This is a genomic window from Parabacteroides sp. APC149_11_2_Y6 (genome assembly GCF_054506995.1).
The window spans coordinates 2,948,113-2,965,353 of the sequence record NZ_CP173709.1 but is presented as its reverse complement, the minus strand read 5'-3'; the positions used below and the strand labels follow the sequence as shown (position 1 = coordinate 2,965,353).

Here is a 17,241-nt window from a genome sequence, read left to right as displayed (position 1 = left end):
GCATAAGCAAGGATTAATAAAAAAGAAACGAAAGAATTATGAATACGAAAAATATATTACTGGCAGGCTTTTTCTTAGCAGCCGCTTTATTTTCCTCCTGTAATGATTTTCAGGAGTTGAATGAAGACCCGAACCAGGTGGATGAAAGTAAAGTGAAGCCTGAATGGTTCCTGAATTCTTCAATCATAGGCGACCAGATGAATCCGGAAATCGCAGAACGTATGTTTATCCTGACATGGAACCGTGCTTCCCGTTTTAACAGAGGAAGCGGTTTTACCATCGGAACGGATAATAACGATTATATCACTCTTTATTTGAGTAACGACTATTCTGTAAAATGGCTGAATGCAGCAACAAAAGCTGTCCAGCTAGGAGAGAAAAAGATAAAAGAAGGTGAAGGTGACCTGTATCCTTATTATAAAAATGTGGTGCAAATGGCACGTATCTGGCGCGCATACCTGAATTCGGAAGTCTCGGATGGTTTCGGGCCAATTCCGGCTTTGGATGCTTTTTCCGGTGTCCCTGCCGAGTACAACAGTGTGGAAGAAATCTATACATTCATTTTGAAGGAGCTGAAAGAAGCGGAAGCCGCTCTCGATCCGTCTATTACAATGACACCGATGGCAGCCGAAGACGCGTTTTATGGCGGAGATGTCAATATGTGGAAAAAATATGCAAATTCTTTGCGCATGCGTTTTGCCATGCGCATCTCGGGGGTTGCTCCGGAGTTGGCTAAAGCGGAATTTGAGGATGCGGCATCTAAGGGCTATATTTCCTCACTTGCAGAAATAGCAGCCGTGCAGGAAAAGGATGGTTGGGGCGACCTGACCAGCGTAATGTCCCGCCCATGGAATGGCCAGGCAATGTCTGTTACCTATAAGAACTTGGTGGTCGGGCTTGGCGGCGAAGAGTTTCCGCTGCCTGATTCTTTGAAAAGCCATCTGAAAGACCCGCATACATATTTAGGTTTATATCTGAATAAACATTTCCCATTGACAACGAATGATCCTTGTGCCGGTTTCTATTTTGACGGGGTTCCTCAGTATGTAGATCCGCGTGCTCCTAAATTGTTTAGCGTGGTAGGTTGGGATGATGGCGTGATTTATTCGGATTATATCGGTGCTGCCAAAGAGGTTGGTCCGGTTGCTTTGCTTGATCCGAATGACAATACGACACCTATGTTGACTATTAACCCAAAATATACCTGGGAAACCTGGGTTGCCGGCGAATGGGATGTGAAAGGTGGTTTGGTCAGTGCTTTAACTGGAAAGAATTACAATTATCCATCTCTCTCGAAACAATACCGTTTGAGTACAAAAAAACGCGTGTTCTTTGGTCCTTGGGAAAGTTATTTCTTATTGGCTGAGGCTGCAGTAAAAGGATGGAATGTTCCGGGTACTGCCAAATCAAATTACGAAAGTGGCGTTACTTCCAGTTTTGAATATCATGGCTTGTTGAGCCAGGTAGGAAGTTATCTGTCGTCTACGGATTATAACCGTGTAGGAACATCTGTAAGTTTCGACCATACTCAGGAAGCTCAACCTTATTCAATTAATTATGTGGATCCTTATACAAAGGAAAATAAAACACAAATTTATACTTATCCGAAAAACTCCATTTACAGAGGTGGAGCTTATAATAACGATGCTTTGACAAAAATCATCACTCAGAAATATCTGGCTCAAATGCCTTGGCTACCGGAAGAAGCATGGAGCGACCATCGTCGTCTCGGTTTGCCGTTCTTTGAAAATCAGGCTGTGGAAAAAGACTATAACCCGTTGAACCAGGTTCCTCTGACAGTGGCGACTTCTAAAGAATGCCGTCTGGAATTTTATCCGAAGCGTTATCGTTATCCCGCAAATATCCAGACAAACAATCAGGCAGGTTATAATCAGGCTTTGAAATTGTTGGGAGGTCAGGATTTGGTATCTACTTCCTTGTGGTGGAATATGAAGTAGGTTACACTCTCCATATTATATAAATGTTTACAGCGCTGTATATCTCAAACGTACAGCGCTGTTTTTTTATTTTATTTCTGGCACTCAAAGCAATAATAAATACTGCCTCCCATGTAACTCTCTTTCCGGATAGCTTCCCCGCAGACAGGGCAGGGTTTGTTGTTGGTCTCTTTGGATAGGACGGGAATATAGCTTCCTCTTTTCCCGAACAAATCCGTTTCCGAATTACGTCCGCCAGCCTGATAGATTTGGTTCAAGGTTGACTTTATACAATGAAATATATTTTCTTTTTGTTCTGCATTTAATGTATTGATACGGGTTTTGGGGTGTATCCGGGCATTAAACAGAATATCTTGTAAAACTCCGTTCCCAAGCCCCGGAATCGTTTGTTCGGTGGCTAGAAATGCCTTTGCTGATTTTTTTTGTTTCTCTTCGCTGTTTATCAAGCTAAGGAAATATTCCAATGTAAAGGCCTCTGACATAACCTGCGGTTTGTTTTTGGCTCCATCCCGGTATGGAGAGAAACTACATTCAAAAGATTCTACAGGAAAACAACATACGGCTCCGTACATACGGACTGAACCCACCAGGCAACTTTCATCTTCAAATCCGATTAATAGTTGATGTTTCTCCGGAATTTTTGCCCCGGTTTGGTAGAAACGTAAGTTTATGCCATCGCCTAATAATAAACGAACATCTTCTGCTTCGATTTCAATTAACCCGCCATAGGCATAGGCCGTCCCCATTTGTTTATGAAGGAGCATTCCTTCGTAATTTTGCGGATCGCCGTAATACCAGGCAAACTTATGTGGAGTAAATCCGGCACTGACAAATGTAATCTCTTTCCCTTTTATCGTCCGGTTTAGCTGTTCGGAGATATAAAGGGCTTCCGGTGCTTCAATCATATTCTAATTAATTGTATTTGGAAATTTCTCAATTAAAATACAAACATATAAATATTTACATTACGGAACTCTATTCGTATTGTCTTTATGTTTCAATATTAAAGAGTATAATCTTATGAATAATAAATATAGTTTTCTATTTTTGTTTTAAATAAAAACTCTTATATGGAAGAAAATAAAAAGCTCTACTCCCAAAAGGCAATTACTGTGGCTACCTTTTTCGGAGGTCCCCTTGCGGCCGGTATTTTAGTACGTAAAAATTGTATAGTATTGGAACGGGAGCAACAGGGTCTTTATGCCTTGATTATTGGCATCCTCTCTACTGTCCTGATTTTTAGCAGTGTATTTCTGATACCCGAATCCGTGTTGGATAAGATACCGAACGTTGTAGTACCGACAATCTATACAGCTATTATTTATTTGATAGTAGAAAAAATACAAGGAAAAGATTTGGCGGCCCATCAGGCTGCGGGTAACCCGTTTTATTCAAATTGGCGAGCAGCAGGAGTAGGAACGGTCTGTTGTGCAATCATCTTTGCCGTGTTGTTGGGAGGTGCATATTGGGAAGAAAAACGTTTGAATAATTGGGATATAGAGCAGTATAATGCTCAAATAGACCGATTTGATCAAAATGATGCTTTGTCACTCGAGTTTTATGATATGATGGATAGCAAACCGGCAAAGCAGGTGCTTAAGCATATAGAGACAGTCAGTATTCCTAAGTTGCAGGAAAATATGGATTTGTTGAAGGAACTGGACAGGATAGAGAATATACCTTCCGAGTACCGGGAATACAATAACTTGCTACGTGAATACTGTCAGATTCGAGTTGAAATATGTAAGCTGATTACTAAGGCAGTGGAGGAAGATACGGATGCTTATGATAAGCAAATGGAAGAATTAAATTTGAAACTGAGAGATGTTACAAATCGGATAAATGAATGAACGGTTACCTGTCTTTTGGGGATTCATAGTTATGATTTTCCAAAACCATAGTTATGAATTGGAAAAATCATAACTATGGTTTAGTTTTAGCAAGATTTTTATTGCATACCTTCTGTTGTTACTTCTTTGTTGATTTTTTTTACCAACCCTTGCAGCACAGCACCCGGACCTAATTCGACAAAATGAGTAGCGCCATCAGCGATCATATTCTGTACACTTTGTGTCCAACGAACCGGAGCAGTCAATTGGGCAATCAAGTTTGCTTTGATTGTTTCCGGGCAAGTTTCGCCTTTTGTACTTACATTCTGATAAACCGGGCAAGACGGAGTATTGATTGGTGTAGCTTCGATAGCAGCAGCTAATTCAGCGCGGGCTGGTTCCATCAGCGGAGAGTGGAATGCTCCACCCACTTTCAGTTTCAATGCACGCTTAGCACCAGCAGCAAGCATTTTTTCGCAAGCTGCATCGATACCAGGAATTGAACCGGAGATAACCAATTGTCCCGGGCAGTTGTAGTTAGCACAAACAACAACTTCGCCTTCGATGCTTGCACAAATTTCTTCAACTTTTTCATCCGGCAAAGCTAAAACAGCAGCCATAGTAGAAGGAGTTGCTTCGCATGCTTTCTGCATTGCCATTGCACGTTTGGATACCAATACCAAGCCATCTTCGAAAGAAAGAGCTCCGGCGGCAACAAGTGCAGAGAATTCTCCTAATGAATGACCGGCTGTCATATCGGGTTTGAACTGGTCACCTAATGTTTTGGCAAGGATGACAGAGTGTAAGAAAATGGCAGGTTGTGTAACTTTCGTTTGTCTCAGATCTTCGTCTGTTCCTGCGAACATCAGGTCTGTGATACGGAAACCAAGGATTTCATTGGCTTTCTCAAACATCTCTTTTGCAAGGGGATTGTTATCGTAAAGGTCTTTTCCCATTCCGACAAACTGTGCTCCCTGACCGGGAAATACATACGCTTTCATCGTTCTAATCTTTTTCTAATTTCAGTTTTTTAAGACGGTGCAAAGGTAATAAAATTAGAATAGATAGGGTACTATTCGTTACAAATTGTATCTTTGTCCCGTATAAAACGGAAACATTAACGATTAATTTATATAATATCATGAGTGAATTGCTATTTCTTGGAAATTTAGGAACAGGCGAAATTATCATTATCGCCATTGTAGTATTATTATTGTTTGGTGGCAAGAAAATACCTGAATTGATGAAGGGTATTGGTAAAGGTGTAAAGAATTTTAAAGACGGTGTAAAAGGACTGGAAGACGATATTAAAATAGACGATACAGATAAGAAATAAAGGAAATGCAACAAGATGAAATGTCATTCTGGGACCACCTGGAAGAACTTCGTTGGACTTTATTTCGATCTTTTTTAGCGCTCTTTGTTTTTACTATCGGTAGTTTTGCCTTCATGCGCGGAAGCGGGGGCATTTTCGATAGTGTGATAATGGCTCCCTGCTCATCTGATTTTGTTTTTTACAGACTGTTGTGCAGACTGAATGAGTGGCTTGTCAGCGTAAGCTCATGGTTTGATGTACTTCCTGATTTCTGTAACGATAACTTTCATGTGCAAGTTTTCAATATCAGGTTGGCATCTCAGTTTTTTACTCACATGACTACTTCTTTCTGGTTGGCTCTGGTTCTTACTTTCCCTTATCTTATGTGGGAAATTTGGAAGTTTATCAGTCCGGCTTTATATGAGAATGAGAAGAAGAATGTCCGTTGGGTATTTTTGTTGGGAACCATTATGTTCTTTATCGGATGTGCTGTGGGGTATTTCATGGTATTTCCGATGACATTGCGTTTCTTGGCAACGTATTCATTGAGTGCTGACATTATCGAACAGGTATCTCTGGATTCTTATATGGACAATTTCCTGATGTTGATTTTTATCATGGGAATTGTTTTCGAAATGCCTTTAGTCTCCTGGTTGTTATCTCAGATAGGTTTAATAAACAGGTCATTGTTCCATAAATACCGGCGTCATGCTGTGGTTGGTTTATTGGTAGCTGCAGCATTTATTACTCCGAGTAGCGACCCGTTTACGTTAGGAATCGTATTCTTCCCGTTATACGGTCTGTTTGAATTGAGTGCGTTCTTTGTGAAGAAAGCACCGAAAGAAGACCCGGATGATGATGACGATGATGAAGAAGACGAAGAAAGTTCTGAAATTGTGCAAGCAACAGAATAAATAATAGAAAAAAGACAAAAGAAGACGTGATTCAGTGATGGGTTACGTCTTTTTTTATATTGTGTGTTAATCTTCTATTTCTTCCGGTAGCATGATTGTTGCCGGAAAAAGTTTGATACCTTTGCTAAAGAGTAAAGAATCATTTAATATCATATTATGGACAACAAACTATTATTAGTCTCCGCTGCATCTGTTTTTTCGGTAGCTGGTATAGCGGCAAACTACACAAACTTTATTATTATAAATCTGGATGATGCTGGGTATGGTGATTTTTCTTATAATGGTGCGTATGGTTATACGACTCCGAATATAGACCAACTGGCAGCCGAAGGAGTCCGTTTTACTCATTTTCTGGCCGGACAGCCCATTAGTGGCGCATCCCGTGCAGGCTTGCTGACGGGATGTTATCCTAACCGTATCGGTTTTGCCGGAGCGCCGGGACCGGATTCTAATTATGGTGTCCATCCGGATGAAATGACATTGGGTGAGTTGTTGAAGCAAAAAGGATATAGTACGGCTGTTTTTGGCAAATGGCATTTAGGCAGCCAGCATCAGTTCCTGCCTTTGCAGAACGGTTTTGACGAGTATTACGGTTTGCCTTATTCCAATGATATGTGGCCGAATCATCCGCAACAGGGTGAAATATTCAATTTTCCGGACTTGCCGACTTATGAAGGTAATAAAGTCATTGGTTATAATACAGACCAGACCCGGTTGACTACTGATTATACTACGCATTCTGTAGACTTTATCAAAAGAAACAAGAATAAACCGTTTTTCCTGTATCTGGCACATAATATGCCACATGTTCCACTTGCCGTTTCAGACAAGTTTAAGGGGAAAAGCCAGCAAGGTTTGTATGGGGATGTGATGATGGAAATAGACTGGAGTGTCGGTGAAGTGATGAAAACATTACGGGAATTAGGACTGGAGGAAAACACATTAGTCATATTGACATCTGACAATGGTCCCTGGACAAATTATGGTAATCATGCGGGTTCTGCCGGTGGTTTGCGCGAAGCGAAAGCTACAACATTCGATGGTGGTAACCGGGTGCCTTGCCTGATGTACTGGAAAGGAAAAACACAGCCTGGTACAACCTGTAATAACCTGGCATCCAATATTGATTTATTTCCGACTTTTGCGGAAATCAGCGGAGCTCCTCTGCCGGACCGTAAGATAGACGGCGTTAGTATTCTTTCATTAATAAGAGGAGAAAAAGATGCAAATCCTCGTGAATCGTTTGTTTACTACTATAATAAAAATGATTTGGAAGCTGTAACAGATGGTATGTTTAAACTTGTATTTCCTCATAAGTATGTAACTTATGGTGCTTATGTTCCAGGTAATGACGGGCAACCGGGGAAATTGACAAATCTTGAAATACAAAAAGCGGAGCTATATGATCTGCGCCGTGACCCGGGTGAACGTTATGATGTAATTTCACAATATCCTGAAGTCGCTGCTAAATTGATGAAGATAGCAGACCTGAAACGTCAGGAGTTAGGAGACAATTTGACCCGTGTAAAAGGAACGGAACGCCGTGAACCCGGATTAGTGCAAGGAAAAGAACGGCATGATTTGTGACTTTTAGTAGTTACAGAAAAATATAATAGCCTGTATCCCTATTAAGGTACAGGCTATTATATTTTTCTGTGTATTGTATGATAAATGTTGAGGTAAAAACCGCGAAGAAAAAGTAAATTTAAAAAATTACATAATGTTAACATACTCTTTTTGGGGGTAAATCCGTTTTAAGGTGTTCTTTTATTAGGAAGTGATAATCTAAGAAGTATAAAAACTATATCTAATTAAATTTATTAGCATGAAATTACCAATCGCGTTGCTTTCATTCGCCTTATTGACGGCTGGAGGTACCCTACAGGCACAAGATAAGCCTCAGGAGAAAAAAGCAAAAGCCTATATGGTGGCTGATGCCCATCTGGATACGCAGTGGAACTGGGATATCCAGACAACAATTAAGGAATATGTATGGAATACCTTGAACCAGAATCTGTTTTTGCTGAAACAGTATCCCAACTATGTTTTCAATTTTGAAGGCGGGGTGAAATATGCTTGGATGAAGGAGTATTACCCTACCCAGTTTGAAGAAATGAAGGAGTATATTAAAAACGGGCGTTGGCATATTTCCGGCAGTAGCTGGGATGCGACGGATGCGATTGTTCCTTCTCCCGAATCTTTTATCCGGAATATTTTATTGGGACAAACCTATTACAGGAATGAATTCGGGGTAGAAAGTACGGACATATTCTTACCGGATTGTTTCGGTTTCGGATGGACTTTGCCTACTATCGCTTCACATTGCGGGTTGATAGGCTTTTCTTCCCAAAAGCTCGATTGGCGTCATCATCCGTTTTATGGTAAAAGCAAACATCCTTTTACTATTGGATTATGGAAGGGAGTAGACGGCTCTTCCATTATGTTGGCACATGGTTATGATTATGGTAAAAGGTGGAAAGATGAGGATTTGTCCCAAAATAAACAATTACTGGAATTGAGTGGACGTACGCCGCTAAATATCGTTTACCGCTATTATGGTACGGGTGATACGGGAGGTTCTCCTAATTTGGCTTCTGTTCGTTCTGTAGAAAAAGGACTGAAAGGAGATGGACCATTGGAAATAATCAGTGCGACCAGCGACCAGTTATATAAAGACTTTATGCCTTATAAAAATCATCCGGAACTTCCGGTTTTTGATGGAGAGTTGCTGATGGATGTACATGGTACGGGCTGTTATACATCTGAAGCAGCAATGAAATTGTATAATCGTCAGAATGAAGTGCTTGGTAATGCAGCCGAGCGGGCAGCCGTTGCTGCCGAATGGTTGGGTGGTTCTGTTTACCCGAAGGAGACATTAACGGATGCCTGGAGACGCTTCATCCTACATCAATTTCATGATGACCTGACAGGAACCAGTATCCCGAGAGCTTATGAATTTTCATGGAATGACGAATTGATTTCCCTGAAACAATTTGCAGATGTGCTGACTTATTCGGTAAATGCTGTTTCCGGGCAAATGGATACACGTACAAAAGGAACTCCGGTTATCCTTTATAATGCACAGGCTTTGCCGGTATCGGATTTAGCAGAAGTTATTCTGGATATGCCCGTTGCACCAAAAGGTTTTACAGTATATGACCAGAATGGCAAAAAGGTGCCATCACAGTTTGTCGCTTATGAGAATGGAAAAGCCCATTTGCTGATTGCTGCAACCGTTCCAGCTGCCGGATACGCTGTTTATGATGTTCGTCTTGGTGGAACAGATACACGGATAAGTAAACCGGCAGAAGCAAATAGGATTGAGAATTCCCTTTATAAGATTCAGTTGGATAAGAACGGAGACATAGCTTCTTTGTTCGATAAGACAAATAATAAGGAATTGGTGAAAGAAGGAAAAACAATACGTTTGGCCCTCTTTACGGAAAATAAATCTTATGATTGGCCTGCTTGGGAAATAATAAAGGAAACGACCGACCGCGAACCGGTTTCCATTACGGATGATGTAAAAGTTTCTTTGGTAGAAAATGGGGTACTGAGAAAAGCGCTTTGTGTGGAAAAACGTCATGGAAAATCAGTATTCAAACAGTATATCCGTTTGTATGAAGGTGCACGTGCCGACCGTATAGATTTTTATAACGAGGTCGACTGGCAGTCAACAAACGCTTTGCTGAAAGCTGAATTTCCTCTTTCCATATCTAATCCGGATGCCACATACGATTTGGGGATCGGTAGTGTAAAACGTGGAAACAACACGATTACTGCTTACGAAGTCTATGCCCAATATTGGGCAGACCTGACAGACAAGAATGGTAGTTACGGTGTATCTGTCCTGAATGACAGTAAATATGGCTGGGATAAACCGAATGACAACACCATTCGTCTGACTTTGCTCCATACACCGGAAACAAAAGGCAATTATAGTTATCAAAACCGCCAGGATTTTGGTTACCATACATTTACATATAGTCTGGTTCCCCATGCCGGGGCCTTGGATAAACCTGCTACCGTATTGAAAGCGGAACAATTGAACCAGCCTGTATTGGCATTCAAAGCTCCGAAGCACGCCGGAGTATTAGGCAAATCCTTCTCTTTGGTCAATTCAAACAACAAGAATGTTGTTGTTAAGACTGTAAAGAAAGCGGAAGTTTCCGACGAATACGTTGTCCGTGTTTACGAAACAGGAGGGGATCAAGCACAACAGGCTGAAATTACATTTGCAGGAGACATTCTGAGTGCAAATGAAGCGGATGGAACAGAAAAGACTATTGGTAATGTTTCTTTCAATGGCAATAAATTACAGGTATCCATATCTCCGTATTCTGTGAAGACTTATAAAGTGAAATTAAAATCTTTCGGTAATCCTGTTGCTAAATTGCAGTATGCAGCTTTGCCGCTGAACTATAATCGTAAGTGTGTAAGCTGGAATGCTTTTCGCAATGAGGCTGATTTTGAATCCGGTTATTCGTATGCCGCAGAACTTCTGCCTGAGACGATGACCATAAATAACGTGCCTTTTACTTTTGGAGAGAAAGATTCTTTTAATGGAATGACTTGCCAGGGGGATACACTGTATCTTCCGGAAGGTTCTGCATATAATCGTGTTTATTTCCTGGCAGCTTCAACAGAAGGTGATTCTGAGGGGTGTTTCCGTATAGGAAAGAGTGAGCAGACTGTTTCTGCTCCTTACTATAGCGGCTTTATCGGTCAGTGGGGACATCTGGGACATACCGAGGGCTTCCTGAAAGATGGTGAGATAGCGTATGTGGGAACACACCGCCACGCTCCGGATGGTGACCAGGCCTATGAATATACTTATATGTTCAAAGTCGGCTTGGATATTCCTAAAGGAGCAACCAGCATTATCCTGCCGGATAATAAAAAGATTGTTTTATTTGCCGCTGTGTTGGCGAGAGAAAACTATCCGTCTGTTGGTGCAGCTTCTTCCTTGTTTCATACAGCATTGAAGCCGGGAGTGGCAACAGAAAAGAAAGCACCGAAGATAAATATATTGAAAGATGCCAAGGTGATTGGTTATTCTGCTTATGTGAATAAGCGGGAATCTCCGGAACGTATGATAGATGGTAATATGGAAACGAAATGGTGCGACGTTACGGATACTCCTAATTATGTAGATTTTGATTTAGGCGTTTCTGCCCCGGTTTCAGGCTGGAAACTGGTAAACGCCGGACGGGAAAGCCATTCTTATGTAACAGCAGCTTGTTTCTTGCAAGGGCGTAACAGTCTGACAGAAGATTGGAAGACGTTGGACCGTATTGCAGGAAACCATAAAAACGAAGTAGTCCGGGAACTGTCAGATTCAGTATCCGTACGTTATGTTCGTTTGTATATCACACAACCAATGCAAAATCCGGCAAGTTCATGCGCCCGCATTTATGAGCTGGAAATTTACAAATAGTGTTTTATTTTATAGGGAGAGATGAGAGGCCGCCGGGTAATCCGGTGGCTTTTCTATTTTATAATGATATCTTGTTGCTAAGGATAGATATTGTTGAGTACATGAAGAACTACGCCTTATTCTAATTACGGTTGCAAATATACACTTTTTTTAACTCAGTTTGTGTCATTTTTTTTATTTTACATCCATATTCTTTATCTATGAAGTTTTTTATAACATAAAATTAAAATTCAGAAGTTACTCTACTTTCCATTCGATGAATCTGAACCTCATTTTTTTATTTCTAAAAGTTACCTTATTTCTACCTTTTAAAATACTCCTTTCGTTTAACTATATAAATATGATTAATATACTATGAATATAACATAGTTCTTCATGAATTAAGTCTGATTTTTAGTCTTTATAAGGAGAAATAAATATAAGGTTTTATTTTATAAGTAAAAAAATAAAGGATTACATATCGTCATGGAATTCAATGTGAAAGATTTGAAAATTGGAGATGAACGTGTATTAAGACGTTTAATCTTAGCCTACAAAAGCCGTTTGTTCAAATTTTCCATGATATATGTATTAAGGGCTGAAATAGCAGAAGAAATAGTCCAGGATGTGTTCTTGACATTATGGGAGAAAAGGGCTGAGCTTTCAGATTCTACCTGCTTGATCCAGTATTTAATGGTTGTTACACGAAATCGTTGTTTAAATTATATCCGTAATGAAAAATTGGAAACTATTCCTATTGATGTCTTAACAGAAGAACAAATTTATTTAAGAAGTAATGCTTATGTATTGGATGATGGAACGCTTTGTACTCTGTTTTCAAAAGATTTGGAAAAAATGATTGAAGCCTCATTACAAAAGCTATCACCTAAAACTCGTGAAATATTCCGGATGAGCCGTAAGGAAGGAATGAAGAACAAAGAAATAGCTGAAAAATTAGAGGTGATTGAGAAAACAGTAGAATATCATTTGATGAAGGCTATTAAACAGATAAAGAGTGATTTACCTGATGACTATAAATTGCTTCTTGCACTATTTTATGGATTGTATTAAAAAAGTATGTTTTGTTTTTAGGGGAGCTATATAAAAAATGTGTTCTTCTGTGTGAAAGATTAAATGAAGACATATGGAAGATCTATTATTGATAAAATATATAAAACATGAATGTTCTCTGGATGAAGCGAGGGCTGTATTGCGCTGGATAGAAGAAAAAGAGGAGAATAAGACATACTTTAAGGAATTGCAGGCTGTTTGGACATTAGCTGAAATTTCTTTGCCAGAGAATAAACAGAGAATATCTCCCTATAAAAAAGTTTCACTTTATGGAGTTGCTGCAGCTATTACGGTTGCAGCGACTTTTCTTTGGTTTGTATTTATACCTAATCAGAATCGATCAAGTTATGATTATGAATCTTTTTTAAGTGAAATAGATAGCCAAAAGGAAATAATATTAATGGTTGATAAAAATAAGCCGATAGAATTATTGGATTCTTCTGCTGTGATTTCTTACCATCAACAAGGGCAGATTTTAATAAATGATACTATAAAGATTGAAAAAACAGAAAAATCAGAACTGAATACTATTTATGTCCCTTATGGAAAACGATCTAAATTGATATTATCTGATGGAACATTAGTTTATTTAAATTCAGGTTCTTCTCTAGTTTATCCTTCCGTTTTTGATAAAAATAAGCGTGAAGTGTATTTAAATGGAGAGGCTTTTTTTGTAGTGAAAAGAGAAGAAAATAAAAGACAATTTATAGTCCGGACAGCTTATAAGGCAATAGAGGTATTGGGGACACAGTTTAATGTCTTGTCTGAAAAAGAAACCGGAATATTTGAAACTGTATTGGTAACAGGTAAAATTGCTCTGGATGGACAAGTTGGGCAGGTTATACTGTTGCCTAATGAATATTATGAATACACCTTTTCGACACAAGAGGAAGCAATAAAAGAAGTAGATGTTTCTAATTATATATCTTGGATAAATGGTAAGCTGAAATTTAATAAGGAACCTCTGGTAAAGATATTACATAAATTGGAGAAAGTCTACAATGTAAAAATAACAATGCTTACATCCGAATATGATAATTATCTGATTTCTGGAAGTTTGGATATGAGAAATACAGCGAATGAAACACTGGATATTGTTATGCAAATCTTGCTTCCAAACGGTAAGAATAAACAATTATATAAAATAACAAATAGAGAATAAAATGAGTCTTTTGTTAAAAATCAAGTTAAGTCTATCATTATGAGAAATGTTGAAAAAGAAAGAAAGGGTTCTCCCCATAAAAGAGAACGCTGGAGAAAAGTGTTAACCATTGGCTTATGCAGTTGCGTATCTATGAGTATGTTTGCAAATGTATTGAAGTCACAAGTAAATCTATCATGTACTAATACCACTTTAAAGCAGGCATTGGAAAGGGTGGAAGAACAAACAGGCGTGAGCATTATTTATTCAAATAATGTATTGAATGATGAAGCGTTGGTTACTTGCCACACTCAAAATGTAACGCTTGAAGAGGCATTGCGTATTTTGTTAGTAAATCAGAACTGTTCATATAAAGTACAGGATGGACAAGTAGTTTTGTTTTCATCAAAGAAAAGCACCCCGATAGTATCCTCTGTCAGTCAGGATGGATTTAGGGTAAAAGGACGGGTTTCTGATAGTATGGGACCGTTGCCTGGTGTAAACATTATGGTAAAAGGTTCAATGACCGGTGTTATAACGGATGTGAATGGAGAATATGAAATTATGGCTCCTTATTCAAAAGCCAGTTTGGTTTTTTCATATGTCGGTTATCAACCCAAAGAGGTAAAAATAGAAGGGAAACATGTTTTGGATGTTACATTGATAGAAGATACCAAAGCATTGGAAGAAGTGGTAGTGGTAGGATATGTAACTCAGAAAAAAGCAACTATTACAGGGTCTGTTGCAACTATTACGACAAAAGATTTAAAACAAAGTCCGACTGCCAATTTAAATAATGCTTTAGCCGGTCGTATGCCAGGTTTGATGGTTAATCAGTTTAGTGGTGGTGAACCGGGAGTTGACAAGGCTGATATCCGGATTCGTGGTATGGCTACTTATGGTGACCAATCTCCGATTGTTATAGTGGATGGAGTTGAACGTGATATGAGTTATCTGGCACCGGAAGAAATAGAAACATTCACTATATTGAAAGATGCTTCGGCTACAGCTCCCTATGGTGTACGTGGTGCAAATGGTGTTATTATTGTTACAACCAAACGAGGTAAAGCGTCAGAGAAACCAAGTGTAAACTTTAAGGCTTCCGTAGGAACTAACCGTCCTGTGAAATTTCCTCAATATTTAGGATCTGCTGATTATGCAACCTTGTGGAATGAAGCGATGATTAATAGTAATCCTAACGCAGACCCTTCTACATTAACTTTGTTTACAGATGAAGCAATCGCTAATTACCGGAAAGCAAAAGGTGATAATTCTGATGGATTGGGGTATAATAATGATTATTTTAATGAGGCATTTAAAACTGGAGTACAACAAGATTATAGTTTATCTGTCCGTGGTGGGTCCGAGCGCGCACGTTATTATGTAATGGCAAACTATTTTTCTCAAGATGGTAACTATAAACATACGGATTTGACGGAATATGATACGCAGGCTCGTTTCAAACGTTATAATTTCCGTGCAAATGTGGATGTGGATATTACAAAGGATTTCTGGGTGAAAGTAGACTTAGGTGCCCGTATCACAGACCGTCAAGCCCCGGGTACTACTGCCAGTCGGGTCGTTGCCATCTGTAATACACAACCTCCTTATCTGCCAATTACTTTACCGGATAATGGAAATGCGGAGAATACGGATTATATTAATAATAATCCATATGGTTTGCTGTACGGAGATGCTAAACACCGTTTTAATTTATTGGGAGAACTTTCCAGGACAGGATATTTGGTAGAGAAAAATACTTATCTGAATGGTTCTTTTGCTATTGGTCATAAACTGGATTTTATTACGAAAGGATTAAAAATCGAAGGAACATTCTCTTATGATGCTTCTGAGGGAAATTGGATCCGTCGTGATTTTGAAAATCGTGCGGATGGTTATGCAAATTATAGCCGATATGCAACATTTCAGCCGGAAGGTGGTAATAATGGTGCTTATTACATGAATAACGCAGAATATGATGGAAAGTATGTAAAGGGTAACCCTTGGTATGATAAAGATGAAACTATTCGAAATAAGTATGACCGTAATCCCTCTGAAAGTAAAACCTACTATCAGTTGAAGTTGGATTATATGCGTTCTTTTGGTAAGCATGATGTATCGGCTATGGTCTTGATTAACCGTTCAAACCGAACTTATGACAATCGTGTTGCCTATCGCTATCAAGGAATAACAGGACGTGCAACTTACGCTTATGATAATAGGTATCTAGCTGAATTTAATATAGGGCGGAATGGCTCGGAAAATTTTGCTCCAGGGAAACGGTATGGTACTTTTCCTGCCGGTTCAATCGGTTGGGTTATTTCTCGTGAAAAGTTTATGGAAAGAACACATGATTGGTTAGATAATTTGAAGATTAGAGCTTCTTATGGTATGGTCGGAAGTGATAAAATATCAGATAATAATGATGACCGTTTTGCCTATTTGCAGTTCTATCAGGATGGCGATAAATATTCTTTCGGTGTAAATGAATTTGGAAATGAATATGGGGCATTGAAAGAAGGTAATTTTGCGAATCCGAATTTGACATGGGAAAAAGCAGAAAAATTAAATATTGGTATAGATGCAACTTTCTTTAATCAGCGCTTGACATTCAGTGCAGACTATTTCCGTGAACATCGTTACGATATTATTACAAGTTTGAATGATAATAATAAACTTGGATATCCTAATGTTGTTGGTAAAAGTGCTCCATTTATTAATTCAGGTGTTGTTGATAATCAGGGTATTGATTTGGAAATAGGCTGGACTGGTAGCATAGGTAAGCATTTCCATTATTATGTTAAACCAAACTTTACTTTTGCCCGTAATAAAGTTAAGTTCATGAATGAAATCAATTATGATTATGAGTGGCGAAGAAATACAGGTAAACGCATAGAAGAATATTTTGTATATGAAGTAGATCATTTTGTATATGACCAGTCTGAAGCTGATCGGTTGAATGCGATGAATAATGGAGACGGTTTCCAACCATGGGGTAAATTATATCCCGGAGATGTTGTCTATAAGGACTTGAATGGTGATGGGAAAATTACAAATGAAGGGGATAAACGAGCAATGGGAAATCCTCGTATTCCGGAAATTCAATTTGGTATACCTATTGGTTTTCAATTTAAAGGATTTGACTTGAGCTTGTTATTCCAGGGAGCTGCAAATTGTAGTTTGTTATTGAATGGTCCGGCAACATGGGATTTTCCTGCTTATGAACAAGATCAGTTAGGTAAGGTAAAAGCAATGCACTTAAACCGTTGGACTGAAGAAACTAAAGATTTCGCGACTTATCCTCGTTTAACCATTGGCGCTTATGAAAATAATAAAAATGAATCCAGTAGTTTATTTTTATATAATGCCTCTTATGTCCGTCTGAAAAATGTGGAATTTGGTTATACTTTGCCAAAGTCGGTAATTCGTTTTGCCGGTTTACAGAATGTTCGTTTTTATGTACAAGGTATGAATTTATTGACATTTGACGGATTGAATGATGTGGATGTTGATCCTGAAACCCAGAAAGGAAATGGAGCTTGGTATCCGATTCAACGAGTATTTAATTTTGGTGTGGACATTACTTATTAATTTATT

The 17,241-nt window shown here is 38.9% G+C and carries 11 protein-coding genes; 9 read left to right on the top strand and 2 right to left on the bottom strand.

Going from position 1 to position 17,241, the window contains the following annotated elements:
• Nucleotides 1-38 precede the first annotated feature (38 nt).
• Nucleotides 39-1,958, top strand: coding sequence for a SusD/RagB family nutrient-binding outer membrane lipoprotein (locus ACGE0T_RS12320; protein WP_459186938.1), 1,920 nt, complete (start codon nt 39-41; stop codon nt 1,956-1,958).
• A 71-nt stretch (nt 1,959-2,029) separates the two neighbouring features.
• On the opposite strand, the gene ACGE0T_RS12315 is transcribed toward ACGE0T_RS12320, so the two are convergent.
• Entirely contained in the window at nt 2,030-2,863 is an 834-nt protein-coding gene (locus ACGE0T_RS12315; RefSeq protein ID WP_459186937.1) for an endonuclease VIII, read from the bottom strand.
• A gap of 165 nt (nt 2,864-3,028) precedes the next feature.
• Here ACGE0T_RS12315 and ACGE0T_RS12310 point away from each other — a divergent pair, with 165 nt between their 5' ends.
• On the top strand, nt 3,029-3,808 hold the full coding sequence (locus ACGE0T_RS12310) for a hypothetical protein (protein ID WP_459186936.1): 780 nt from the start codon (nt 3,029-3,031) through the stop codon (nt 3,806-3,808).
• Between the two features lie 98 nt (nt 3,809-3,906).
• Here the strand turns inward: ACGE0T_RS12310 and fabD are convergent, their stop codons facing one another.
• Nucleotides 3,907-4,788: an ACP S-malonyltransferase gene (fabD, locus tag ACGE0T_RS12305; protein ID WP_459186935.1), complete on the bottom strand. Its 882-nt coding sequence runs from the start codon at nt 4,786-4,788 to the stop codon at nt 3,907-3,909.
• 140 nt (nt 4,789-4,928) lie between these two features.
• Between fabD and tatA the strand changes: the two genes are divergently transcribed.
• From tatA to ACGE0T_RS12270, 7 genes are all read left to right on the top strand, one after another.
• Nucleotides 4,929-5,123 carry a twin-arginine translocase TatA/TatE family subunit gene (gene tatA / locus ACGE0T_RS12300; protein WP_459186934.1) on the top strand — a complete coding sequence of 65 codons (195 nt, stop codon included), beginning with the start codon at nt 4,929-4,931 and terminating at the stop codon, nt 5,121-5,123.
• Between the two features lie 5 nt (nt 5,124-5,128).
• Complete coding sequence (gene tatC / locus ACGE0T_RS12295) at nt 5,129-6,016, top strand: twin-arginine translocase subunit TatC (RefSeq protein WP_459186933.1); 888 nt, start codon at nt 5,129-5,131, stop codon at nt 6,014-6,016.
• Nucleotides 6,017-6,172: 156 nt separating this feature from the next.
• A complete protein-coding gene (locus ACGE0T_RS12290; RefSeq protein WP_459186932.1) occupies nt 6,173-7,603 on the top strand; it encodes a sulfatase family protein in 1,431 nt (476 codons plus the stop codon).
• Between the two features lie 238 nt (nt 7,604-7,841).
• Complete coding sequence (locus tag ACGE0T_RS12285) at nt 7,842-11,453, top strand: glycoside hydrolase family 38 N-terminal domain-containing protein (protein WP_459186931.1); 3,612 nt, start codon at nt 7,842-7,844, stop codon at nt 11,451-11,453.
• Between the two features lie 465 nt (nt 11,454-11,918).
• On the top strand, nt 11,919-12,503 hold the full coding sequence (locus ACGE0T_RS12280) for an RNA polymerase sigma-70 factor (protein WP_459186930.1): 585 nt from the start codon (nt 11,919-11,921) through the stop codon (nt 12,501-12,503).
• Nucleotides 12,504-12,576: 73 nt separating this feature from the next.
• Complete coding sequence (locus tag ACGE0T_RS12275; protein ID WP_459186929.1) at nt 12,577-13,665, top strand: FecR family protein; 1,089 nt, start codon at nt 12,577-12,579, stop codon at nt 13,663-13,665.
• Between the two features lie 39 nt (nt 13,666-13,704).
• Nucleotides 13,705-17,235, top strand: a complete 3,531-nt coding sequence (locus ACGE0T_RS12270; protein ID WP_459186928.1) for a TonB-dependent receptor — start codon at nt 13,705-13,707, stop codon at nt 17,233-17,235.
• The last annotated feature ends 6 nt before the right edge of the window (nt 17,236-17,241 follow it).